This window comes from Proteiniclasticum sp. C24MP, assembly GCF_043951855.1.
Classification (GTDB): Bacteria; Bacillota; Clostridia; order Clostridiales; family Clostridiaceae; genus Proteiniclasticum.
This window is the reverse complement of record NZ_JBINJW010000001.1, coordinates 515,732-537,574: the sequence shown is the minus strand read 5'-3', so window position 1 is coordinate 537,574 and position 21,843 is coordinate 515,732. Positions and strand designations below refer to the sequence as shown.

At 45.1% G+C, this 21,843-nt stretch carries 25 protein-coding genes and 1 pseudogene; 23 read left to right on the top strand and 3 right to left on the bottom strand.

The window, feature by feature from the left end:
* Positions 1-109 precede the first annotated feature (109 nt).
* The 6 genes and pseudogenes from ACHAL6_RS02720 to ACHAL6_RS02695 all read left to right on the top strand — a co-directional run.
* Positions 110-532: pseudogene (locus tag ACHAL6_RS02720) on the top strand (cupin domain-containing protein); the annotation flags it as partial.
* A gap of 235 nt (positions 533-767) precedes the next feature.
* Positions 768-1,283 (top strand): GNAT family N-acetyltransferase, encoded by a 516-nt coding sequence (locus ACHAL6_RS02715; protein ID WP_395268708.1) that lies wholly within the window; start codon positions 768-770, stop codon positions 1,281-1,283.
* 342 nt (positions 1,284-1,625) lie between these two features.
* Entirely contained in the window at positions 1,626-2,006 is a 381-nt protein-coding gene (locus ACHAL6_RS02710) for a metal-dependent transcriptional regulator (RefSeq protein WP_395268706.1), read from the top strand.
* A gap of 20 nt (positions 2,007-2,026) precedes the next feature.
* Entirely contained in the window at positions 2,027-2,311 is a 285-nt protein-coding gene (locus ACHAL6_RS02705) for a ferrous iron transport protein A (protein ID WP_395268704.1), read from the top strand.
* A gap of 84 nt (positions 2,312-2,395) precedes the next feature.
* Positions 2,396-4,387, top strand: a complete 1,992-nt coding sequence (locus ACHAL6_RS02700) for a ferrous iron transporter B (protein ID WP_395268702.1) — start codon at positions 2,396-2,398, stop codon at positions 4,385-4,387.
* 1 nt (position 4,388) lies between these two features.
* A complete protein-coding gene (locus ACHAL6_RS02695; RefSeq protein WP_395268700.1) occupies positions 4,389-4,580 on the top strand; it encodes a FeoB-associated Cys-rich membrane protein in 192 nt (63 codons plus the stop codon).
* Positions 4,581-4,722: 142 nt separating this feature from the next.
* Here ACHAL6_RS02695 and ACHAL6_RS02690 read toward each other — a convergent pair whose 3' ends face one another.
* A complete protein-coding gene (locus ACHAL6_RS02690) occupies positions 4,723-5,547 on the bottom strand; it encodes a TerB family tellurite resistance protein (protein ID WP_395268698.1) in 825 nt (274 codons plus the stop codon).
* A gap of 182 nt (positions 5,548-5,729) precedes the next feature.
* Between ACHAL6_RS02690 and ACHAL6_RS02685 the strand changes: the two genes are divergently transcribed.
* Together ACHAL6_RS02685 and ACHAL6_RS02680 are read left to right on the top strand one after the other, a co-directional pair.
* Positions 5,730-6,278, top strand: a complete 549-nt coding sequence (locus ACHAL6_RS02685) for a GNAT family N-acetyltransferase (protein WP_395268696.1) — start codon at positions 5,730-5,732, stop codon at positions 6,276-6,278.
* A gap of 43 nt (positions 6,279-6,321) precedes the next feature.
* Positions 6,322-6,654: a nitrous oxide-stimulated promoter family protein gene (locus tag ACHAL6_RS02680; RefSeq protein ID WP_395268694.1), complete on the top strand. Its 333-nt coding sequence runs from the start codon at positions 6,322-6,324 to the stop codon at positions 6,652-6,654.
* 50 nt (positions 6,655-6,704) lie between these two features.
* Here the strand turns inward: ACHAL6_RS02680 and ACHAL6_RS02675 are convergent, their stop codons facing one another.
* Complete coding sequence (locus ACHAL6_RS02675; RefSeq protein ID WP_395268692.1) at positions 6,705-7,313, bottom strand: hypothetical protein; 609 nt, start codon at positions 7,311-7,313, stop codon at positions 6,705-6,707.
* A 281-nt stretch (positions 7,314-7,594) separates the two neighbouring features.
* Here ACHAL6_RS02675 and ACHAL6_RS02670 point away from each other — a divergent pair, with 281 nt between their 5' ends.
* From ACHAL6_RS02670 to ACHAL6_RS02600, 15 genes are all read left to right on the top strand, one after another.
* A complete protein-coding gene (locus ACHAL6_RS02670) occupies positions 7,595-8,539 on the top strand; it encodes an AAA family ATPase (protein ID WP_395268690.1) in 945 nt (314 codons plus the stop codon).
* The gene (locus tag ACHAL6_RS02665) at positions 8,539-9,636 is read left to right on the top strand and encodes a DUF58 domain-containing protein (RefSeq protein ID WP_395268688.1); all 1,098 of its coding nucleotides are present in this window, start codon (positions 8,539-8,541) and stop codon (positions 9,634-9,636) included. Before ACHAL6_RS02670 ends, ACHAL6_RS02665 begins: the two co-directional genes overlap by 1 nt.
* The gene (locus ACHAL6_RS02660) at positions 9,617-10,804 is read left to right on the top strand and encodes a hypothetical protein (protein ID WP_395268686.1); all 1,188 of its coding nucleotides are present in this window, start codon (positions 9,617-9,619) and stop codon (positions 10,802-10,804) included. The genes ACHAL6_RS02665 and ACHAL6_RS02660 overlap by 20 nt, the downstream gene beginning before the upstream one ends.
* A gap of 47 nt (positions 10,805-10,851) precedes the next feature.
* Positions 10,852-11,385, top strand: coding sequence for a GNAT family N-acetyltransferase (locus tag ACHAL6_RS02655; protein WP_395268785.1), 534 nt, complete (start codon positions 10,852-10,854; stop codon positions 11,383-11,385).
* 35 nt (positions 11,386-11,420) lie between these two features.
* The gene (locus ACHAL6_RS02650; protein WP_395268684.1) at positions 11,421-12,263 is read left to right on the top strand and encodes a nitroreductase family protein; all 843 of its coding nucleotides are present in this window, start codon (positions 11,421-11,423) and stop codon (positions 12,261-12,263) included.
* 110 nt (positions 12,264-12,373) lie between these two features.
* The gene (locus tag ACHAL6_RS02645; protein WP_395268682.1) at positions 12,374-13,384 is read left to right on the top strand and encodes a potassium channel family protein; all 1,011 of its coding nucleotides are present in this window, start codon (positions 12,374-12,376) and stop codon (positions 13,382-13,384) included.
* 22 nt (positions 13,385-13,406) lie between these two features.
* Positions 13,407-14,738: a DUF2254 domain-containing protein gene (locus ACHAL6_RS02640; RefSeq protein WP_395268680.1), complete on the top strand. Its 1,332-nt coding sequence runs from the start codon at positions 13,407-13,409 to the stop codon at positions 14,736-14,738.
* A 101-nt stretch (positions 14,739-14,839) separates the two neighbouring features.
* Positions 14,840-15,853: a DUF523 domain-containing protein gene (locus ACHAL6_RS02635; RefSeq protein WP_395268678.1), complete on the top strand. Its 1,014-nt coding sequence runs from the start codon at positions 14,840-14,842 to the stop codon at positions 15,851-15,853.
* Positions 15,854-16,127: 274 nt separating this feature from the next.
* Positions 16,128-16,757 (top strand): ATP-binding cassette domain-containing protein, encoded by a 630-nt coding sequence (locus ACHAL6_RS02630; RefSeq protein WP_395268676.1) that lies wholly within the window; start codon positions 16,128-16,130, stop codon positions 16,755-16,757.
* A complete protein-coding gene (locus ACHAL6_RS02625; protein WP_395268674.1) occupies positions 16,757-17,527 on the top strand; it encodes an ABC transporter permease in 771 nt (256 codons plus the stop codon). Before ACHAL6_RS02630 ends, ACHAL6_RS02625 begins: the two co-directional genes overlap by 1 nt.
* Positions 17,528-17,600: 73 nt before the next feature.
* Positions 17,601-17,990, top strand: a complete 390-nt coding sequence (locus tag ACHAL6_RS02620; protein ID WP_395268672.1) for a DUF134 domain-containing protein — start codon at positions 17,601-17,603, stop codon at positions 17,988-17,990.
* Positions 17,983-18,783: a P-loop NTPase gene (locus ACHAL6_RS02615; RefSeq protein ID WP_395268670.1), complete on the top strand. Its 801-nt coding sequence runs from the start codon at positions 17,983-17,985 to the stop codon at positions 18,781-18,783. Before ACHAL6_RS02620 ends, ACHAL6_RS02615 begins: the two co-directional genes overlap by 8 nt.
* A gap of 15 nt (positions 18,784-18,798) precedes the next feature.
* Positions 18,799-19,200, top strand: coding sequence for a NifB/NifX family molybdenum-iron cluster-binding protein (locus ACHAL6_RS02610; protein WP_395268668.1), 402 nt, complete (start codon positions 18,799-18,801; stop codon positions 19,198-19,200).
* 214 nt (positions 19,201-19,414) lie between these two features.
* A complete protein-coding gene (locus ACHAL6_RS02605) occupies positions 19,415-20,032 on the top strand; it encodes a class I SAM-dependent methyltransferase (RefSeq protein WP_395268666.1) in 618 nt (205 codons plus the stop codon).
* Positions 20,033-20,294: 262 nt separating this feature from the next.
* Positions 20,295-21,593, top strand: a complete 1,299-nt coding sequence (locus ACHAL6_RS02600; RefSeq protein ID WP_395268664.1) for a DEAD/DEAH box helicase — start codon at positions 20,295-20,297, stop codon at positions 21,591-21,593.
* Positions 21,594-21,648: 55 nt separating this feature from the next.
* Here ACHAL6_RS02600 and ACHAL6_RS02595 read toward each other — a convergent pair whose 3' ends face one another.
* On the bottom strand, positions 21,649-21,822 hold the full coding sequence (locus ACHAL6_RS02595) for a hypothetical protein (RefSeq protein ID WP_395268662.1): 174 nt from the start codon (positions 21,820-21,822) through the stop codon (positions 21,649-21,651).
* Between the last annotated feature and the right edge of the window lie 21 nt (positions 21,823-21,843).

The window sequence follows — 21,843 nt, the reverse complement described above, 5'->3', positions numbered from 1 at the left end:
CTCTGAAACCAGTGTTTCAGGAAACAGAAGAAGACTATGATTAGGATGGTTTATGCAGGAAGCGTCAGACCGGATGAATGATAAGTACAGAACGCAAGGAGGAAATTTTATGGAATTAAAAGACTATGGTGCAAATCCACTAGTGATCAACATCGAGGATGCGACTAAGGACAATAAGAATTACAGAACGGCCTTATGGACTGGGAAGAACCTTCAGGTAACCCTGATGAGTATTGAAGTCGGTGAAGATATCGGGCTGGAAGTCCATCATGACATAGATCAGTTTCTGAGAATCGAAGAAGGAAAAGGTCTGGTTCAGATGGGAGACAGCGAAGACAATCTGGATTTCGAGAAACATGCAGAAGATGATGATGCCATCATGGTGCCAGCGGGTAAATGGCATAATCTTACAAATGAAGGGGATAAACCGCTTAAGGTCTATTCCATCTATGCGCCAGCAGAACATCCGCATGGAACCGTGCATAAGACCAGAGCCGAAGGCATGGCTGCAGAAGAAGAGCATGACCATTAAAATCTGAAATAGGACAATGGAGACGTGACGAGGGAATTCGATGAGAATCTCTCGTCATGTTTTGCGTAGGGCTGATTCCTGCAGAGCGTATTGCATAAGCGGTGCAGGGTAGACACCCTCCTGTGAATCTGCTCCTGCTGAATTGTAAAGGCACACTTTAAACATATTTCTATGCTTAAATCGGTATAGAGACCTGGTAAGGACGAAACTGTGGAATTTGAAGAAGGGGAAAAATATGGAGAATTTCAGCATACGAAAAGCAGTCTGGGAGGACCTGAACAATATTCTGAAGATCAAGAAAGAAGCACATAGACTCTACGTGGAAGAGCGCCCTGATGTGTACAAAGAGAGTGAAACATTATATACAGAGAGATTTCTGAAAAGTTTCTTCAAGAATGATCAGAAGGTGATTCTTGTGGCAATCATAGATGATGAAATCGTAGCATACGGATTTCTGGAATGCATGATGGTAAGTCTACCCATGATGGTAGTAAGACAATATGCATATATCCATGACTTCGCAGTATCCGAAGAATACAGACGTCAGGGTATTGCGACCAGGCTTCTTGACTACATCGAAGATTATGCCATGAGAAACGGTGCTTCCAGGATTGAACTTGCTGTGCACTTGTTCAGCAAAGAAGCCATAAGCCTTTATGAAAAATTCGGCTTCAGCCCTCGAGCCATTCGAATGGAAAAAGAACTGAAATCAAAGAACAGCGATCAGCAGGCTCCAGATGATGAGACCTGAGCATTCGGCTGTAACATTGCATGAGAATCGGTTATTGAATCTAGCTTAAAACTCAGCGTCAGCAGTGCTGCTCACGCTGAGTTTTTAATAGTTCACATTCAGGAAATTCCGTTTTTCGGATTTCAGTTTCATTTAATTTGACCTGATTCAGCATCAGATCATCAATAAGTCAGCAATTTTTGAATAAGATAGTATGAAATACACCGGAAATCTGATTAGATTACTCTGAAATAAAAAAAGACAAAGATGATTTCTGTTGACAAGAATATAACGAAAGTTTACACTGATAGTGTTAGCTTAAGCAAACTTTTATGTTTGAATGAAATCAGGAGAGGGATCAAGATGAAACTTACGGAATCTACAGAAATGTATCTGGCCACCATCATGCTTCTGGAAGAGGAAAATGAATCCGCCAAGGTGGTGGAGATTGCCGACATATTAGGGGTCACGAAGCCCAGTGTCAGCAAAGCCATGAAGCAGCTTCTGGAGGAAGGATACATCGATAAGGAGCTGTATGGTCACATCACCTTGACGGATCTGGGCAGACAGGCTGCGGAAAAGGTGGTCCATAAAAGAAGGCTGATCATCACCTATCTTCAGCGTTCCCTAGGTTTAAGCCGGGAAGAGGCATCCAGAAATGCGTGCCGGATGGAACATGTCATATCAGATGAAATGCTGGAAGGAATCAGAACCTATCTCAATGAGCAGGAGAAGAAGTCGTAAGCAGCATTAGGAGGAAGAAAATGGAATTCACTTTTGTTAACAGACTTTTCAAGGCCAGAAGCCGATCCGTAGATAATACTTCAGCAGAGGAAAAGAACCTTAGCACATCCAAGGTCAATGAAACTTCTGTAATCAGAGGAATCAGAACAGAGGATGAAGAAATGCAGAAATTTCTTTTCACACTGGGGTGTTATGAAGGTGAGGAAATCACGCTCATTTCGCGCCTTGCGGACAACTATGTTGTTCATATCAAGGGAGCCAGGTACAGTATTGATCAGGAACTGGCAAAGTCGATCCTCTTATGAGGAGAAAATGCCTTTATTTTCGGTCAGAAGTTAGTCTTAACTAACTTTAATATATTATATGCATCAATGTGCAAGGGGGATATTATGAGAATCGCACTAGCGGGAAATCCGAACAGTGGTAAGACCACATTATTCAATGCCATCACAGGTAAGATCGAACACGTGGGAAACTGGCCTGGTGTAACGGTGGCCAAAAAAGAGGGAGATGTGAAAAAAGGTCTCTCGAAAGACATCAATGAGAACATACGCGTGGTAGATCTGCCGGGAGCTTATTCTATTTCACCGTTCAATTCGGAAGAAAGCATCACCAGAAGTTTCGTGGTGGAGGAACATCCGGATGTGATCATCAACATTGTGGATACCACAAATCTCAGCAGAGGGCTTCTGTTCTCGACGCAGCTGATTGAAATCGGAATTCCGGTGGTCATTGCGCTGAATAAAAGTGATCTACTGGATAAGAAAGGGATTCACATCAACATAGAGAAACTGAGTGAGAAGCTGAAGTGTCCTGTGGTACGAACTTCTTCCACACAGAATAAAGGGTTAAAGGATCTTCTTTCGGCTGCGGCAGAAGTGAAGGGAAAGGTGCAGAAAGCATCGTGGATCGATGAGAGTCCTGAGAGCAAGGAGACGGGAGAATCTCTGGAGAAGAGAAGATTTCAGTATGTGGAGTCCCTGCTTCAAGAAGTGGAGACCCGTGAAGTGGAGAGCAGCAGGCAAAACAGATCCGATGCCATAGACAGAATCATTGCGCATAAATACTGGGGAATTCCCCTATTCGCCGTTGTAATGTATGCGGTGTTTTCATTATCCCAGAGCACCCTCGGCCCCATGCTGGCAGATATCTTTGTTGGCTGGATCGATGGACTTTATGCGGCGGTGGAAGGCATGCTGGGGGATTCCGTTTCACCACTGCTCAGCACACTGCTTCTGGATGGAATCATCGGAGGGGTAGGTGCTGTGGTAGGATTCCTTCCTCTGATCATGGTTCTGTTTTTCCTTCTTGCACTGCTTGAAGACTGCGGATATATGGCAAGAGTTGCTGTGGTCATGGATCGTTACCTCAAGAAAGTGGGGCTTTCAGGAAAGTCCATCATTCCCATGGTCATTGGTACCGGTTGTGCCATACCAGGAATCATGGCTACAAGAACCATACGAGATGAGCGCCAGAGAAGAACCACAGCGATGCTGACGCCGTTCATGCCCTGCGGAGCGAAGCTCCCCGTCATCGCTTTGTTTTCCGGTGTGTTTTTCGGAAATTCCGCATGGGTCGGAACATCCATGTACTTTGTGGCCATAGGGATTATCATAGTAGGTGCCCTCATTGTAAAAAGAATAACCAGAGACAGCGGAAGAGCTTCCTATTTCATCATGGAGCTTCCAGAATATCGTGTACCTAGTGTGAAAAGAGCAATTGTATCCATGCTTTCCAGAGGGAAGGCCTTTATCATCAAAGCGGCGACCATTATTCTTCTGTGCAACGCCATCATCCACATCATGCAGAGCTTCACCTGGAATCTCACGCTGGTGGAAGAGGGCATGGAAGCAAGCAGTATTCTTGCAGGGATCTCCCATCCCTTTGCCATCATACTGATTCCACTGGGATTCGGGACCTGGCAGCTGGCGGCAGCTGCAGTGACTGGTTTCATCGCCAAGGAAAATGTTGTAGGTACGCTGGCTGTGGTCTACAGCATCACGAATTTCATCAATACGGAAGAACTTGTGCTTGTATCCGGAGCCGGCACCATTGCGGAAATCATGGGTCTGACCTCCGTCAGCGCCCTTGCCTATCTCATGTTCAATCTCTTCACGCCGCCATGCTTTGCTGCCATCGGTGCAATGAATGCGGAAATGGAGAGCAGGAAGTGGCTGTGGGCTGGCATCGGATTCCAGCTGGGTATGGGGTATACCGTGGCATTCTTTGTATATCAGATCGGAACTCTCCTGACCACCGGTGCAGCTGGGGAGGGGTTCCTGCCTGGACTTCTAGCCGTTACCCTCATGATCGGCGTGGTGATGTATCTCATGTATGGAAGAGAAAGTTCTGATTCGAAAAAACTGAAGGAGACTGCGTGATATGATGGAAAATCTGATTGTATTACTTGTCATCGGTATGATTCTTGCAGCTGCAGTAATGAAAATTCTGAAGGACAGGAAAAACGGAGTGAAATGCTCTGGGTGTCCTCAGAGTAAAGTCTGTTCGCAGGTAAGCTGTGAAGTGGATCCAGAGCTTTTAGGAAGGAGCGACATCAGTCTTCTCAAGAAGTGAATAACTGCGTGTAAAAGACAGAAAAACTCCACGTTCCTGATTTTCAGTCAGAAACGTGGAGTTTCTTTTTTCATACGCTGGCTATGCGTCATGGAACAGGGGACCTGTTTCCTTCTTCTGCTGCAATCAGATGGCCGGGCTCCTAGACGAAGTTCCGCTGCTTTCTGATTTCCTTGTAGGCTTCCTGAATTTCCATGAACCTTCTAGAACCGTACTCGACCATGTCTTCAGGCAGGTCCTTGGACTGATACTTATCCGGATGGTATTTCTGAATCAGTCTTCGATAGGACTGCTTCACCACCTGATCAGTATCTTCCGGATCACATTCCAGCACCTCATAGAGTCTTTCTGGAATAGGAGCTGTTTGAGAGGATGCGTGGGAAGTGGAAGCTCCATGGTGGTATTGCTCATAAGTTTTTCCGGTTCTGGGATAAAATGCATGGACTGCATCTTTCAGAATCTCTTCTTCGGAAACCTTACGTCCTCCATCAAGGGCACTGATGGTGAAAAGAGAATGAATGATGAATTCCAGGACATCGATGTGGTCGTTGTAGAACGAGCATAAATCTCCAGCGACCTTTTTCAGGTCATGATGCATTTCCTTGCTTTGGTTGAATATGCTTATGAATTCCTTCCTCTGAACACTGTTCATTTCGAGTTCAATCTTCAATATGTGGTCTATGGCATGAATCTCATTTTCTGTGACCATTCCATCGGCTTTCGCCAGTTTCGCGTAAAGAACAGCCAGCATGGACAGTCCTTCATTTATGGATTCTTCTCCTCTTAGTACCTGTCCATCACTCTTGTAGTGAAACATATTTCTGCAGTGATGGCAGTTATAGGAACCCGGTCCATTGAGATGAAGCCTTTTTCTGCAGTAGGGGCAATTCACTTGATTTCCTGAAGGCTGCTTGAAGTATTTGCTGTAGAAATACCAGATGACAAATCCTATGATGATCAATTCCATTTTCCGTTCTCCCTGTATCTCATTATACGCATCACATTTTTCTGCAAAGCTAGAACAATTCTACAATATTTCTGCTGATTCAGCAAGGAAATGACTGTTTTAGAGGCTTTCGAAAATAATTAGAAAATAATTAATGATAAAATAGAAGAAAATGACAGTCACATTTGCAGGAGGAGAAGGGAATGAATAACAGCGTGCATATTGTAAAGCCCGGACCGGAAGATCTGGATGGAACGAATTGGGTCTTTGAAACAGTGGTAAGAGATGCATTTCAGAAAGAAGGACTCGGACATCTGGAAGATGAGATTTCAGGTGAGATCCTCCACAAGAAGAAGATGCTGAAAGAGGCCGTGGAAGAAGAAGGAGAAGTATTCTTTCTCGTGGCCAGATTAAATGGCAGAATCATCGGAACCATTTCCTTCGGACCCTGCGGAGAAATCATCAGGGAGTGTACAGGTGGCGCACTGGAAGGTGTCGGAGAGCTGGGCAGTCTTCTTATACTGCCGGAGCTGCAGAGTCAGGGCATCGGGTCCCAGCTCATCCATGCCATGATTCATGAGCTTCATAGAAGAGGAATCGAGAAATTCTCTCTGGACAGCGGCTATAAAAGAGCGCAGAAGAGGTGGGTCAGAAAGTTCGGCGAGCCTTACATGATTGTGAAGGATTACTGGGGCACCGGCAGCGATCATATGATCTGGCTGTGCAGTGTGTCCGGTTTTCTGAGCAGATAGCGGAGAAGAAACATCGGCGTTTTCCTATGAGGGAGTGGAGTAGTTGAAGACGAAAAGTGAAATTGGAATAGTAAAAGACATGATCGAGATCTACTGTACTGGAATGAACCACAGGAAGCCCTGCATGGACTGCGATGCGCTTTTTTCCTATGCGGAAAAGAGATCCCTGTCCTGTCCTCATGAAGAGGGGAAAGTTTTCTGCAGTGTCTGCAGAATCCACTGCTATGATGATATCCACCGGGAAAAGATACGAGATGTCATGAGATACAGCAGCAGAAGATATTTTCTGAAGCATCCTGCAACTACGATTTCACATGGAATGGCGGTACTGAAGAAGAAGAGGGAAGAAAAGGCGAAAAGAAGTCCTGGAGCATAGGGGGAAAAAGCTCCAGGACTTTCATATCCAGATTCTGCACTGTGCGTTCTTTAGTAGGTGTATTCCTGAATCACAAGAGAGTTGGAGTCAAAGGCAGTGGTCTTGTTCATTTTCATGTTTTTGTTCCGCAAGAGATGGAAGTACTTCTGGCCATCAGGATGAACCTCAAAACGCGCATCGATGAAATCAAATTCGATTTTCTGGACATTCTCGTCATTGATCCATCCATAATAGAAACAGTACTCCATCTGATCCACTGTAATCATGCTGGTCATCATCCTGAAGGGTGTCTTCTTGTCTTTCAGGGAATGGATTTTCAGTGATTTCACTGTGTCTTCAGGGATGCGAGGATTCTCTGGATTCTCCTGATTCTCATCAAGATAGGTGAGTTGTCCGATGTAGTGATGCGTCTCATCCATAAAGGAAAAGAGGACAAAGCGGATGCGATCCTGTTTCTCTGTCTGAAGCACTTTGATGTGGGAACTGCTGATGGAATAATTCCTGCGGATCTGATCTTTTATGACAAAGTAGTTATGTTCATAGGCTGTTTTATAGGTCACTTCCGAAGGAGGACGTTTCCTGTGATCTTTCAGGAACGTGAAACCTGAAAAGAAAAGAATAAAACAGACAAGCATCAGTATTGATTTTTTCATCTTCATGGTTTGACCTCCTCTTTCCGATTAAAACTGTATCAGTCACTACATTATAACCCGTCTTTTTCACTCCTAACCCCGAACTTCTTCGGGATTCCGGCACTTTTCAGATGAAATTTCATCTCAGTGACCAATGTATCGGAAAAAAAGAAAACTGCAGCAGGAATTGTTAGACCCGAACTCTAAATCAGTGTATATTTATTATATGAAAAGGATTACCTTTTGCGGGGGATCCGAAGAAAAGAAGACGGATATGCAACACTCTTTAATGCTGAAAGCGAGGATATATGAATCAGATTGTTGAACTAAAAAAGAAAGTCCTGGAAAATGTCGGTAAAGTGATCATCGGAAAAGACAGAGAAATCGAGCTGCTGCTCATTGCCTTTTTATCAGAAGGACACATTCTTCTGGAAGACCTTCCTGGAATGGGAAAGACCATGCTGGTTCGTTCCTTCTCAAAGACACTGGATCTCCCTTTCAAAAGAATCCAGTTCACGCCGGACCTGCTTCCTGGAGATGTCACAGGAGTAAGCTTTTATAATCAGAAGACCAGGGACTTTGAATTCAGAGAAGGACCTTTATTCTCCAACATCATTCTGGCTGATGAAATCAACCGTGCAACCCCAAGAACACAGTCTGCTCTTCTGGAAGCCATGGAAGAGAGACAGATTACGGTGGATGGAGAAACAAGAAGACTGAAGAAACCCTTCATGGTTCTGGCCACCCAGAATCCCATCGAATCCTATGGAACATTCCCTCTTCCTGAAGCGCAGATGGACAGATTCCTCATGAGAATCAAGCTCGGGTATCCGAGTAAATCGGAAGAGAAGATCATACTTCTCAATACCTTCGGAAATGTCCTGGAAGGGCTGAGAACTGTGTCTGATATGGAAAGCATCTTTTCCATGATGGAGGAAATCAGGAAAGTCACCATCACGGATGAAGTGATGGAGTATCTTCTGGATATCATTCGTGCTACAAGAACATCGGAAGAGATCAGCTTAGGGGTGAGTCCAAGAGGATCCATCGCCCTCTATAAGGCGGCACAGGTGAAAGCTTCCCTTGAGGGAAGAGACTACATCATGCCCGAAGACATACAGGAGATGGCTCCTCATACCCTTAATCACAGAATTCTTCTGGATGATGCCAGCAGTGTGGAAGAGTGCATAGCAAGAATCAGGATGATCATGGATGAGATTCAGGTACCGCTGGAAAATCTGGAGGAAAGCTGATGCTCTGGATTTTTATTGGGATACTTCTTCTGACATTCATCCTGAACGAAGTGCTGTTTCACTATTCAGGGAAGAAACTTGTATATCATACAAGTGCAGACAAGAAAGTGTATGAGATCGGAGAAGAGATTTTGCTGTCACCTGTGGTGGAGAACAGGAAATTCATTTCAGTACCGTTTCTCAGAGTGGATGAATACTATAATAAAGCCTTATCCGTTGAAGTGAACAGCTACAGTCTTTTTCTTCTTCCTTTCCAGAGGGTGAAGAGAACCTATCATGTGCATGGAAGAAAAAGAGGATTGTGGTACATTGAGGAAGCCTCTATGAAAATAGGAGACTTTCTGGGGTTTCACCAGATCTATAAAGAGGTTCCTCTGAAGATCCCTGTGATCATTTTGCCCGAAAAGAGACCGCTCAAGGAAATCATTCTGCCTTATGCGGGTCTTTATGGACCTTTTTCCGTGAAAAGATGGATCATTGACGATCCGCTAATGATCCGTGGCATCAGGGAATACACAGGCAGTGAGTCCCAGAGACATATTCACTGGCCATCCTCCCTGAAGCATGACAGACTGATGGTGAAACAGTTTGATTTCACTGCGGAAAAAAGTGCTCTTTTATATCTCAATCTGGAAAGCACAAAACCCTTCTGGAAAGATCCTGACAAGGATGCTGTGGAAGAAGCCATTGTTCTCACAAGATCCGTCATGGAGGAGCTGACAAAAGAGAGAATCCCCTACGGATTTTCCAGTAACGGTTATAATCAGACCGGGCGGAAGAGAGGATACTATTTTCCTCCTGGGCTCTCCAAAGAGAATCTGAATAAATACAATGAGATTCTCGGAAAGCTCAGCAGTGTCATCTCCATGACGCTAGAAGATGGACTGAAAGCCCTTTCCAGAAACCGGAATGCGTATCAGACCTTCATTCTGATCACTCCGAAGATTCTGCCGGAATACATCAGACCCTTGAAGGAATTCTCCAGATCCTTCGGTAAAACCGTGGTCATTGTCAGTGACCCGGTGAATCTTGAAAAGCTGCCCAGATCCATTGAAATCTATAAGGGGGTGAATTTCATTGGAAATGCTGATTCTTGAACTGATTTCCATCATAACCCTTACATTTACACTGCTCACGGTGCTTTTCGAGATCGATCAGCTGAGAGGGATTGTACTCTTTCTCTATGTGGTTCTGATATTCAGCTTCTTCCTGTGGAAGAAGCTTGAGGGGAAGTACGCAGCAGGACTCATGGTCATTTTGTTCTCCCTTCCCTGGCTGATGGAAATGACCAGGGATTATGCCTTCTTCACCGCCCTGTATACCACTGTGTTCACCCTCTATTATTACCGGAAGCTCGGAAAGCTTTATCCTGAAGATCTGTCTTTCCGGTTTCGAGTGACTTACGGTGTTCTCTTTGTGATTACGCTTATAGGGACCATGAACAGCTTCATGGGAAGGCTTGTGGGTAGAGCTCTGCCCTATATGCTGCTGTACTTTTTCAGCACCATCATACTTACCACATCCTTACGGCACAGGCAGGCGGGACTGGATGAGAAGAAGACCAGAAGAAACATCATGCTCTATCTGGCCATAACCACTGTTTTATCTCTGGTTGCAACCATCGAGGAGCTGAGAAATGGAGCACTTCATTTGCTGAAATTCCTTTATGGAGCCATACTGGAGATTCTTTATTATGTAATCTATCCTATAGCTTATGCAGGTTTCTGGGTCTTTACGAAAATCATAGCGCTGGTGAAAAGAATCCCACCGAGAGAAGAGGCAGTGGAAGAGCAGGCGCTGGAATCCTTCACCGACGCTTTCCAGGAAAGTGTGCAGGAAATCAGAAGTACACCTCTTCTGGATACACTGATTCCGCTCATTCTGGTTCTTGTCATGATTTTTCTCATCGTGCGATTCATGAAGGGCAGAAAGGGACAAAGAGCAGAGGAGCTTCCATTTGAGGAAGTCCGTGAATTCATCCTGGATGAGAGAGAGAAGGGGAGAAGAAAAAGAAGAGAAAGATTGCCCGAAACCGCCAAGGAACAGATTCGATACTACTACAGAAGATATTTAAGGAACATCGGAAAACATGTGAAAATCGAAAAATCAGATACCACTTTCACAGTGAAGGAGAAAGGAAGCGCATACTTCAGAGAAAACGAAGAGATTCGCAGCCTTTATGCCTCCCTTCGCTACACGGAAAAGGAGGCGGATGGGGAAATGGTGAAGACCTTCCGAACCTATGTGGAGGAGGGAGAGAAGTGAACTTATTGCATGGACCAGCGAAAAGAGAGGAGAATCTCATGGAAGTGATAAGAATAGAGCTGTTCAGAAGAGGATACAAAGTACACGAAGTCCAGGCGGCAGAGCTTCTTAGAGAAGCCTTTCCGGTAGCTTATGGAGAAGACCCGGAAGAGGAAGTCCATAATATTCTTCAGGAGAACAGAATCGCGGCGAAAGCGGTCTTCAATGGAGAGGTTGTGGGACTTGTCGGTGCCATTCCCCAATATGGAGACACCGGATGGGAACTTCATCCTCTGGTGGTGAGAAAGGATTACCGCGGTAAGGGAGTGGGCGCAAAACTGACTGCTTTCCTTGAAGAAGCGGTGGCTGAAAAAGGAGCTGTTACGCTGTATCTTGGAACGGATGATGAAACTGGAGCCACAAGTCTCAGCAATACCGATCTTTTTCAGGATCCTTTCAGAAAGATCGCGGAAATCAGAAACCTCAAAGGACATCCTTATGAATTCTATAAGAAGATGGGCTACAGCATCGTCGGCGTTATTCCAGATACCAACGGCATCGGAAAACCTGACATCTGGATGGCCAAAAGTCTAGTGAGATGAATAAGTTCGATAGGAAAGAAGTGAAGGAGAAAAGAATGAATAGAATTTTCGATAAACCCGTGGAAGAAATCATAGAGAAGAGAAAATCTGTGCGGACTTTTGGGGACAAAGCCTTAAATGATGTGGATAAAAAGGAACTTCAGAACTATATGGACTCCCTATCAAACCCCTTTGGGATAAAGGTGAAGTTCTTCTTTCTGGATGCAGGTGAGAACAGAAAATCTCTCGGAACCTATGGGGTCATAAAAGGGACAGTGGACTACATCGGCGCTCAGGTGAATGACGGACCGTTTGCGCTGGAAGCGCTGGGATATGAGATGGAAAAACTGATTCTTTTTGCCGCTTCCAGAAACGTCGGAACCTGCTGGCTTGGCGGAACATTCAAAAGGGAGGATTTCAGGAAAGCCATGGACATCGAGAATGGAAAGCTTTTTCCTGCCATCACACCCGTGGGATATCCAAGGATAGCAAAAAGCATGACAGACAATCTGGTGCGGTTCATCTCAAAGGGAGACCAGAGAAAACCCTGGGGAGAAATTTTCTTCACAGATGATTTCAGCCACCCTCTTTCCAGGGAAGAAGCCAAGGCGTATAAAGAAGTGCTGGAGATGGTAAGGCTTGCGCCTTCCGCATCCAACAAGCAGCCATGGAGAGTGCTGAGGGTCAATGGATCCTTCCATTTCTACGAAGCCAGGAGCCCCGGATACAGTGATGCATTCAGTTATGACATCCAGAGACTTGATCTGGGCATCGCATTATGTCATTTCCATCTCACTGCATCAGAGAAGAACCTCCAGGGGAGAATCATGATGGAGAGTGCTCCGGATATCGATGTCCCTGCCCATCATGAATACAGATTCAGCTGGATAAGCGATTAAGAAATTCGTTTCAATCAGTACATAGTATGTAAATAACATTATGGTACAATACTATAAGTGAGATTCAGAAATTTCTGAACTCAGCATAATGAAGTGAGGCAGGTGAATGTATGGAGAATCGGAACAGAGTCATGATTCTTGTGATGCTCATAGCTGTTCTTATCCTGACAGGGACCATAGGCTACAGATTCCTACTGGACATCCCATTGGTGGATGCCTTGTATATGACAGTCATAACAGTTTCCACCGTAGGCTACAAAGAAGTGACGGAAATGACACCGGAAGCGAAGCTTTTCTCCATGTTCATCATCATCATGAGCATCGGAACTGTGGGGTACGTCGTATCGAATATCGTTTCCCTCTTCGTAGAAGGGGAAATCAAGGAGGCATGGAAATTAAAGAGGATGGAGAATATAATCAGTAAACTGGAAAATCATTATATTATATGTGGCGCTGGGGAGACGGGGTTTTACACCCTTGCACAGTTCAAAAAGCAGAACATTCCCTTTGTCGTCATCGACAGCGACAGGAAAGTCATAGAAGAGCTGAAAGAGTCGGATATTCTCTATGTGGAAGGAGATGCCACCCACGAGAGTACGCTGAATAAAGCGAGAATCGCCTATGCCAAAGGACTGGTGGCCACTTTGCCCAAAGATGCGGAAAATGTCTATACAGTTCTTACGGCTAGACAGATGAACAGTACGCTTCATATTGTGGCAAGAGCTGTGGAGGAAAACGCCAGCGAAAAACTGAAAAAGGCAGGAGCAGACAATACAGTTTCTCCCAATGAGATCGGAGGAATCCGTATGGCGACCATGATGCTGCGGCCGAAGGTCATCAGCTTTCTGGATGCCATCACCCACGCGGGAGACGTGGTATTGAGTCTGGAGGATGTGAAAATCAGGGAAGGGTCTTCTCTGTGCGATCTTACGCTGAAAGACAGTGCCATTCCGGAAAAGACAGGGCTTATCGTACTGGCTCTGCGGAAAAAAGAGGAAAAGAACATGTTCTTCAATCCAGGTCCCAACGAATCGCTCCATGCGGGAGATGCGATGATTGTTCTTGGCAGAGACGATCAGGTGAAGAAATTAAGAGAAATCGCTCATGATACGGAAGACTGAAGCAGTCTGATGGGGGGAATATATGAATCTGAAGAGAGTAATCTACAAAATTAGAAGAAGCATCTGGCTCTACCCTGTCATGTATACGCTGTTTGCCATTGTACTTGCAAGTCTTGTCATTGTGGTGGACTCCCGGATCTTTTTTGACATATCGGAGTATATCCCTCGAATTCTCACCACCAGCACGGATCTCGCGAAAACTGTGCTGTCCATCATTGCCAGTGCATTCATCACCATCATGACCTTCACTTTTTCAACCACCATGGTGGTGCTGACCATGTATACATCGCAGTACTCTCCAAGAGTGGTGGAAAATTTTCTGACCCAGAAGAGCACCATGAAATCTTTCGGAATCTTTGTCAGCGGATTCATGTATTCCATTCTTTCTCTTCTTTTCATCAGAGAGATTCTTTCTGATTTCAAGATTCTCGCTGGCACATTCGGTGTGATCTACATTCTGGTCGGACTGATCAGTTTCATACTTTACATCAATAATGTGGGAACATATATCCAGGCGAGCAATCTGATTGATCGTCTGTTTGATAAGGCTTTTGATGACATTCTCACATATAAGGAAGAAATAAAAAAATACGATTCCATCGGCAAAGAGGAAATCGACAATTTTGAGGCAAAACTGGGCATCCGGAGTCCAAGAAACGGATATATTGCAGAAATCTATTACAAAAGACTCTTTGAAATTGCAGCAGAGAATAAAGTGATGATCATTTTCGATAAACTTCCAGGCCAGTTCGTGACGGATCAGGATATCATCGCCAAGATCTACTATGATCGGAACAGCGATCTCAGGGACAATCTGTCTGATGAAATCGGAAGAAGTCTGGATATAGGGGACAGGCGTACGGAAGTCCAGGATTTCAGCTTTTCCATTCAGAAGCTGGTGGAGGTGGCCCTGAAAGCGCTTTCTCCTGGAATCAATGACCCCAATACGGCAATTCACTGCATCAGAGATCTGGGACTTCTTCTGCGGGAACTGGCTGAGCTGAAAGCGGGATATGTGGTCATACGGGATGAAGACAACGGAAACAGAGCATCTCTGTACAGAGAAAGCTATGATCTGGACAAGCTTCTGTCCGATACCTTCAATCAGATGATTCATTACGGTAAAGAGGACATCTTTGTAGTACTCTCCATCATCAAGGCGCACAGACATATTCTGGAGAAATCCAATGAGAAGAACAAGGCGATTATTCGGAAGCATACAGATTATCTCAAGGAGATTCTTGAACGTCAGAGCTTTGCGGAACTTGATCGAGGCATGATCCAGCAGGAACTCCATGAAATTGATGTTCTTTTCCGCAAAGGTGGTGTGGGCATCGGTCATATGGAATCGTAAGCGTACATCGGAAAAGGCTTCTGAAATTAACGTGTGTTTCCGTTGACGGGGAACTATAATGAGGTAAACAGGAAAATAGAATACTCGGGGGGGAAGAAAAAATGGAGAAGAAAAATATTGTCATCCATGAGAAAATCAACATCGGAATCAGCGCCTGCTGTATGGGAAGTCCTGTCCGATATAACAATAAAGGCTGGGATATGCTGAAGAATCTTGGGCGAGAAAAGCAGGATTTCAACTGGTGTCCTGTCTGTCCTGAAACCATGTCCGGACTGGGTGTGCCAAGAGACCCCATTCATCTATCCGGAGGGGACGGTTCCATGGTCTGGACCGGAGAAGCCATCATCAAGAACCGCAGAGGAAGAGATGTCACAGAAGAGGTGAAGCTGGGTTCCATCGCGTGTCTTGAGACCTTGAAGAGAGCGGAAGTATCCGCTTATGTCTATATGGATGGGAGTCCTACCTGCGGAGTCTACAGAACTTCTCTGAAAAAACAGAAACGAGGGAATCCCCCGGGGATTTTCGGTTCGGTTCTTCTGGATGAGGAGCTCTTTCTCATTCCCGCTTCGGATCTTCAAAGCCCCATCAAGTGGTGGGACTGGAGAAGAAGGCTTCTGGCATTTCACTGGTTCAGATCCCTTGAAATGAAAAACAAGGATGATCTCTACAAGGCGTGGTATGCGCTGAAATTCCTCTGTCAGGAAATCGACAACGAGTGGGCTCGGGATATGGGGCGAAAGCTGGCGGATCTTGGGAAGATCAGTGAGGATGAAATTCTGTCCATCAGAAAAGAGATTCTGGAAGTTCTGAGAAAACCTTCCACTGTGAAGAAAATCACCCATAGCCTATGGAAGAATTATTCCTACTATAGAAAGACCAGGGGTGAGACTGTGGAGGGAATCCAGTCACCGGATTTCAGGCGTAATGTCACCACCATTGCAAAGGAGCTTCTCACCATGGAAAGAGCGGCTTTTGAGGGAGGCGTGTTCTTTGCCACTTCTCCTGTTATCTACAGAGACAAGAGAAGAATGCCGAAGGTGGAGCCGGAGGATATAGAAATGGATGAGGAAATTGAAGCAACCCTACGAGGTGAACTTCCTGAAGAAGAGGATTAGAATTTCTCTGGAAAAGGATAAGAGAAGAATTGGAAGGTTAAGTATCAGAAAAGTCCAGATCAGCATTTTAAGGCTGATCTGGACTTTTCTCTCTGCACAGGGTGAGTCTATAGCTCATGATCCGGAAAACAGGTTCACAAGCAGGATCAGAGCCAGTATTTTCACTACAGGTTCTGATCTGCTGTGCAAAATAAATCTGAGATGTATTAATCTTTCCTAACTATGTTAAAATAAGTTAATATATAGAAATATCAGAAGAAAGAGTGAGGGAAGTATGGAAAAAATATTTACAATTGAAGAACCGAAATTCGGGGGAATTCTGGAATATCCGCATATGGAAATCAGTTCCGGAAACACCACATTCATTCAGGGTGCCAGTGGTGCGGGGAAGAGTACCCTTCTGAAACTGCTCAACGCAAGCCTGACTCCGGAAGAAGGAAGAATCTTCTACCAGGGCAAGGATATCAGGGAAATGGATACCATAGAGCTTAGGAAGGAAGTCATTTTAATTGGTCAGAATGTCTATCTGTTTGATGAATCCATCAGAGAGAATTTCAGGATGTATTATGAATACCGCGATCTTCCTGCTCCTGATGATGAGACCATGAAGAAATATCTCAGACTCTGTCATGCGGATTTCAGACTGGAGGAGTCCTGTGTAAGCATGTCAGGAGGAGAAAGGCAGAGAATCTATATCGCCATCTGCATTTCGTTCCTTCCAAAGGTCATCATGATGGATGAACCTACCTCTGCACTGGATGCCACCACTGCAGGAAAGGTACTGGATAATCTGAAGAAATTCTGCAGAGAAAACGGAATCACCATGATAGTTGTGAGTCACGATGAAAAGCTTTCTGAAGTCTATGCTGATGAAGTACTTACCATAACAAGGAGGGATAACTGATGGGTGTTGTGGAAATCAATATTGCTCAATTCGCACTGATCTACCTGCTTCTGCTTGTGGTTCTCTTCATCATGAAGAAATCCAAGATCAACCAGTCCAAGCTGCTGCTTATTGCCAGTTTCAGAATGACTGTGCAGCTGGTTCTGGCCGGACTTGTTCTGACCTATATACTGGAGAATCCGCATCCGCTGTTTACAGTGGCCTATATCATCGCCATGACCGGTTTTGCCACCATCAGAGTGTTGAATCAGAACAAAGAGCTCAACAAGAAGTTCAAACTGGCCATCGGACTGTCCCTGGCTGGGGCGGGTACGCTTATTGTGTTCTTCTTTGTACAGATCGTAGTGGGTATGGACTTCTTCAATCCTCAGTACACGATTCCGTTAAGCGGAATGATATTCGGAAATGCCATGACCGGACTGTCACTGGCACTGAAATCATTCAATGAGAATCTGAAAGCTCAGAGAAATCGGGTGGAATCTCTTCTTTATCTCGGGGTCACTCCAAAGAAGATCCTGATTCCTTTTGTGAACAATGCGCTGGAAACAGCACTTCTCCCAACTATGAACAGAATGATGGGTATGGGGATCATTTCGCTGCCTGGTATGATGACAGGGCAGATTCTATCAGGAACGCTTCCCATGACTGCAATCCTTTATCAGATCGCCATTATGATCGCCATTACTGCAGTTGTCTGTCTGGCCGTTTTCTCCGCACTGATTTTCGGCTACAAGACACTCTACAATGACAGAAATCAGATTACAATCTAGAAAATTAATTATTGACATATGTCAATAATGGAGTAGAATGGAAACAGAAGCTTGAAAGGAAGGCGAGAAGGAAATGCCAAGACCAGTGAAATGGAGAAAAGTCTGCTGCATGCCTGAATATAACAGATTCGGGCCAAAGGGAGTCAGAAACCCGGACGCTGACATCATTGAAATGACGGTGGACGAATATGAAACCATCAGACTCATGGATCAGGAAGGCATGACGCAGGAAGAATGCGCCAGTGCCATGGGGGTTGCAAGAACAACAGTGCAGAGCATCTATGTTTCTGCTAGAAGAAAGATTGCACAGGTGCTGGTCTTTGGGCTGGACCTGCATATTCAGGGGGGAGAAATCCGCCTTTCGGATGATGAAAACAGAATGTGCAGCTGCAGAAGAGATTCTGATGACTGTGTCGGTGGAAGAAGAAAAGGCGTTCAGAGGGAGAAGATGGAAAATGATTGAGATCTCAAATGAGAAGCGGGAAGAAAAGTATGATTTTAGTATCAAGACCAATGCCATGAGCAGTTTCAAGCATGTCATTGGTGTGGTCAGCGGAAAAGGTGGAGTGGGAAAATCTTCGGTGACAGCCATGATGGCTGTGGAGATGAACAGAAAAGGCTATCGAACTGCGGTGCTGGATGCGGATATTACAGGCCCATCCATTCCCAAAGCCTATGGCATAAAAGGCAAGGCGGTAGCCACAGAACACGGAGTGATGCCTGTGGAAACACGGACCGGCATAGAGCTCATGTCCATCAACCTGCTTCTTGAGAATGAAACGGACCCTGTGGTCTGGAGAGGACCGATCCTTGCCAACACGGTGAAGCAGTTCTTCTCTGATGTGGTATGGGGAGAGAATGACTTTCTTTTCATCGACATGCCTCCTGGTACAGGAGATGTGCCTCTGACGGTATTTCAGTCCATTACGATGGATGGCATCATCATCGTGACCAGTCCTCAGGAGCTGGTATCCATGGTAGTATCCAAAGCCGTGAAGATGGCCGAAATGATGAATATCAGAGTACTGGGCGTTGTGGAAAACTACTCCCATTTCACCTGTCCTGATACAGGAAAAGAGTACAAGATCTTCGGAGAAAGTCACCTGGATGAGATTTCCAGGGAATATGATCTGGAGATTCTCGGAAAAATATCCATCGATCCTAAACTTGCCGAAGCCTGCGACAAAGGTGAGATCGAGCGCCATATAAGCGGGGAGTTTACATCCGTAGCGGATAAGCTGGAAGAATTGCTATAAGCAAGGGGGATAAAAATGAGAATTGCAGTTGCTAAAACAGGAGAACTGATCTCTGAACATTTCGGTCACAGTGAAGGATTTGATGTTTTCGAAGTGAAAGACAGAGAAGTTCTGTCCACAGAATTCATCAGCAGTCCTGAACACACGCATGGAGCCATGCCGGGATTTCTTGGGCAGCAGAACATCGATATACTCATAGCAGGGGGATTGGGACAGGGTGCTGTAACTAAACTCTCTGAAAGAGGAATAAAGGTCATATCCGGTATAAAAGGACAGCCGATGGAAGCGGTGAAGAAATATATGAAGGGTGAACTGTCCTCTTCGGGAGTACCCTGTAGCGGACATGAGAATCACCATCATGATCTCAATCACGATCATCACGGAGGTGGCGGCTGCGGCGGCCATCACGGTAGATAGAGTAGGAAGATCTGCGAAAACCGTTGTGTTTTCGCAGATCTTTTATTGCGTTATCTTAAATTCAAGGATATTTAAATTGGAAAGAACATCGTGTAATCTATATAAGAATAGGTCATAGATCTTGTTCAGATTTTTCTCTTTACTTCCTTTCTCTCTCGTCCTATAATGGCAGAAAATGGCGTGTGATCCTATGAATGAAATGGAGGATGGAGTCATGGAGAAATCGAAGAAAAAGCTGTTTGATAAAATCGCCCCGGTCTATGGCATGTTTTATGAGATTCAGAGAAAGAACTATGCCTTTGTGCCGGAAATGATGGAGAAAGAAGGCATCTTTCCACCCATGCAGATACTGGACCTGGGGTGTGGAACCGGAGCGCTTTTGTCGGTTCTTGAGCATGCAGGCTATAAGGTCACGGGATTGGACCCTGCCAAGGAAATGCTGAAAGTGGCCATGTGGAAGACCAGAAAGCAGAACATAAGATACTATCACCTGAAGAATCAGGACAGGCTTCCATTTAACGACAACAGTTTTGATGCGGTGATCAGTTCCTATGTGCTTCATGGAATGCCGGAAAAAGAACGGATGCACCTCTATCGTGAAATGAAGAGGGTTTCCCGAAGAAAAGTGATCATTCATGACTATAACGACAAACGCGCGCTGCACACAAGTTTCATCGAATATCTCGAAAAGGGAGATTATTTCAGATTCATCAAGGTGGCGGAAAAGGAAATGAGTGAAGTATTCGGTGAGGTGAAGACGACCCATGTGGGCAAGCGTGCAGCATGGTATGTGATGCATGTGGAAGGACCAAGAATTCATGCGGATAAGTAGATGAAAAAACCACATCTGAAAGAAAAGAAAGCTATTTTCAGGAAAGTGTGATATAGTAATCAAAGCGACTTTTTTAGGTAGTGACCATCCATGTGCTTTTTATGAAGCATTCTGCAGCTGGTCATCAGAAATAAATGAGATTCAATGTATGGGAACGCATTGCGCGTTCCTCTTTTTATTCATTTCTGAGCATACCGGTGAGATAGAAAAGGCTGAATAAAAAAGACATGACAGGATTGTCATGCTGAAGGAGTATATAATATTGTTATTTACAGAAATGAATCTGACCCTACCCATACAGAAAGCCCTCAAGGATGAAGGGTACAGTGAAGCCACACCCATACAGGAGAAATCCATTCCGAAGCTTCTGGAAGGAAGAGACCTTCTAGGATGTGCCCAGACGGGAACAGGAAAGACTGCGGCCTTTGCGCTCCCCATACTGGAAGATCTGTCTAAAAATCAGACCTTTAACGGAAAAAGAAAGATCAAAACACTGGTGCTTGCACCTACAAGAGAACTGGCCATACAGATCGGTGAGAGCTTTAAAAGCTACAGCAAGTATCTGAATCTGAAGACCACGGTGATCTTCGGCGGGGTTTCTCAGAATCCTCAGACGGCGATTCTGACGAAAGGCATCGATATTCTCGTTGCCACACCAGGAAGACTGCTGGATCTCATTCAGCAGAAATTCATCAATCTGTCACAGGTGGAGCATTTTGTGCTGGACGAAGCGGATATGATGCTGGACATGGGAATGCTTCATGATGTGAAGAAGATCATTTCCTATCTTCCTCAGAAAAGACAGACACTCTTCTTTTCGGCAACCATGCCAAAGGAAATTGAAGTGCTGGCAAACACCATCCTGCACAGACCGGAGAAAGTCACCATCACACCAGTGGCATCCACAGTGGATACCATCAAACAGTCAGTCTATCATGTGAACAAGAAGAACAAGATCCATCTTCTGACGGATCTTCTAGAATCCATAGACATGGACAGAGTCCTTGTATTTTCAAGAACGAAACATGGTGCGGACAAGATCGTGAAAGCTCTGGAAAAGAAGAAATTCAAAGCCCAGGCCATTCACGGAAACAAGTCACAGAATGCAAGACAATTGGCGCTGAAGAACTTCAAGGACCGTGAAACAAGAATTCTTGTGGCTACGGATATCGCTGCCAGAGGCATCGATGTGGAAGAACTTTCTCATGTGATCATCTTTGATCTTCCAGAAGTGGCGGAGACCTATGTGCATCGAATCGGCCGTACAGGCAGAGCCGGTCTAGGTGGGGTAGCCCTGTCTTTCTGTGATACTTCCGAGCAGCATCTTCTAAGAGACATCGAGAAGCTTATTGAAAAGAAGATCGGGGTCGTCGCTGAGCATAGCTATCCTCTTATGGATCTCCCTGAAGAGGAGATCAAGGAAAAGAGATATGTACCAGCCAATAAGAGCAGTAACAGCCGAGGTGGGTCTGGAAAGAACTATAACGCCAAGAATTCATCTAGAAGAGACAGCAGCAGAGGTCAGAAAAATCAGTATGCGAAAAAGAATAAGGCAGTATAATTGAAAGCTGCATGAAAAAAAGGCGTTCCGTATGGAATGCCTTTTTTCATGCAGTCTATTTCTCTCTCATGGTCCCGGACTCAGGCGCTTCCGATGGTGCATTCTTGGCATCATCTTTGGAGGCACCCTCAGGATGGGAAGGATCATTTTTCTGTCTTATCGTTCCGGATTCCGGTGCTTCGTAGAATTTCGGTTCTTGTTTTTTGTCTTCTTTCTTTTCCACTGACATGATATTCCTCCCGTGGTTTCT

Bases quoted from the DNA above. Each gene is read 5' to 3' on its own strand.
- ACHAL6_RS02715 (WP_395268708.1), top strand. From the start codon at position 768: ATGGAGAATTTCAGCATACGAAAAGCAGTCTGGGAGGACCTGAACAAT.
- ACHAL6_RS02710 (WP_395268706.1), top strand. From the start codon at position 1,626: ATGAAACTTACGGAATCTACAGAAATGTATCTGGCCACCATCATGCTT.
- ACHAL6_RS02705 (WP_395268704.1), top strand. From the start codon at position 2,027: ATGGAATTCACTTTTGTTAACAGACTTTTCAAGGCCAGAAGCCGATCC.
- ACHAL6_RS02700 (WP_395268702.1), top strand. From the start codon at position 2,396: ATGAGAATCGCACTAGCGGGAAATCCGAACAGTGGTAAGACCACATTA.
- ACHAL6_RS02695 (WP_395268700.1), top strand. From the start codon at position 4,389: ATGATGGAAAATCTGATTGTATTACTTGTCATCGGTATGATTCTTGCA.
- ACHAL6_RS02690 (WP_395268698.1), bottom strand. From the start codon at position 5,547: ATGGAATTGATCATCATAGGATTTGTCATCTGGTATTTCTACAGCAAA.
- ACHAL6_RS02685 (WP_395268696.1), top strand. From the start codon at position 5,730: ATGAATAACAGCGTGCATATTGTAAAGCCCGGACCGGAAGATCTGGAT.
- ACHAL6_RS02675 (WP_395268692.1), bottom strand. From the start codon at position 7,313: ATGAAGATGAAAAAATCAATACTGATGCTTGTCTGTTTTATTCTTTTC.
- ACHAL6_RS02670 (WP_395268690.1), top strand. From the start codon at position 7,595: ATGAATCAGATTGTTGAACTAAAAAAGAAAGTCCTGGAAAATGTCGGT.
- ACHAL6_RS02665 (WP_395268688.1), top strand. From the start codon at position 8,539: ATGCTCTGGATTTTTATTGGGATACTTCTTCTGACATTCATCCTGAAC.
- ACHAL6_RS02650 (WP_395268684.1), top strand. From the start codon at position 11,421: ATGAATAGAATTTTCGATAAACCCGTGGAAGAAATCATAGAGAAGAGA.
- ACHAL6_RS02645 (WP_395268682.1), top strand. From the start codon at position 12,374: ATGGAGAATCGGAACAGAGTCATGATTCTTGTGATGCTCATAGCTGTT.
- ACHAL6_RS02640 (WP_395268680.1), top strand. From the start codon at position 13,407: ATGAATCTGAAGAGAGTAATCTACAAAATTAGAAGAAGCATCTGGCTC.
- ACHAL6_RS02635 (WP_395268678.1), top strand. From the start codon at position 14,840: ATGGAGAAGAAAAATATTGTCATCCATGAGAAAATCAACATCGGAATC.
- ACHAL6_RS02630 (WP_395268676.1), top strand. From the start codon at position 16,128: ATGGAAAAAATATTTACAATTGAAGAACCGAAATTCGGGGGAATTCTG.
- ACHAL6_RS02625 (WP_395268674.1), top strand. From the start codon at position 16,757: ATGGGTGTTGTGGAAATCAATATTGCTCAATTCGCACTGATCTACCTG.
- ACHAL6_RS02620 (WP_395268672.1), top strand. From the start codon at position 17,601: ATGCCAAGACCAGTGAAATGGAGAAAAGTCTGCTGCATGCCTGAATAT.
- ACHAL6_RS02615 (WP_395268670.1), top strand. From the start codon at position 17,983: ATGATTGAGATCTCAAATGAGAAGCGGGAAGAAAAGTATGATTTTAGT.
- ACHAL6_RS02610 (WP_395268668.1), top strand. From the start codon at position 18,799: ATGAGAATTGCAGTTGCTAAAACAGGAGAACTGATCTCTGAACATTTC.
- ACHAL6_RS02605 (WP_395268666.1), top strand. From the start codon at position 19,415: ATGGAGAAATCGAAGAAAAAGCTGTTTGATAAAATCGCCCCGGTCTAT.
- ACHAL6_RS02595 (WP_395268662.1), bottom strand. From the start codon at position 21,822: ATGTCAGTGGAAAAGAAAGAAGACAAAAAACAAGAACCGAAATTCTAC.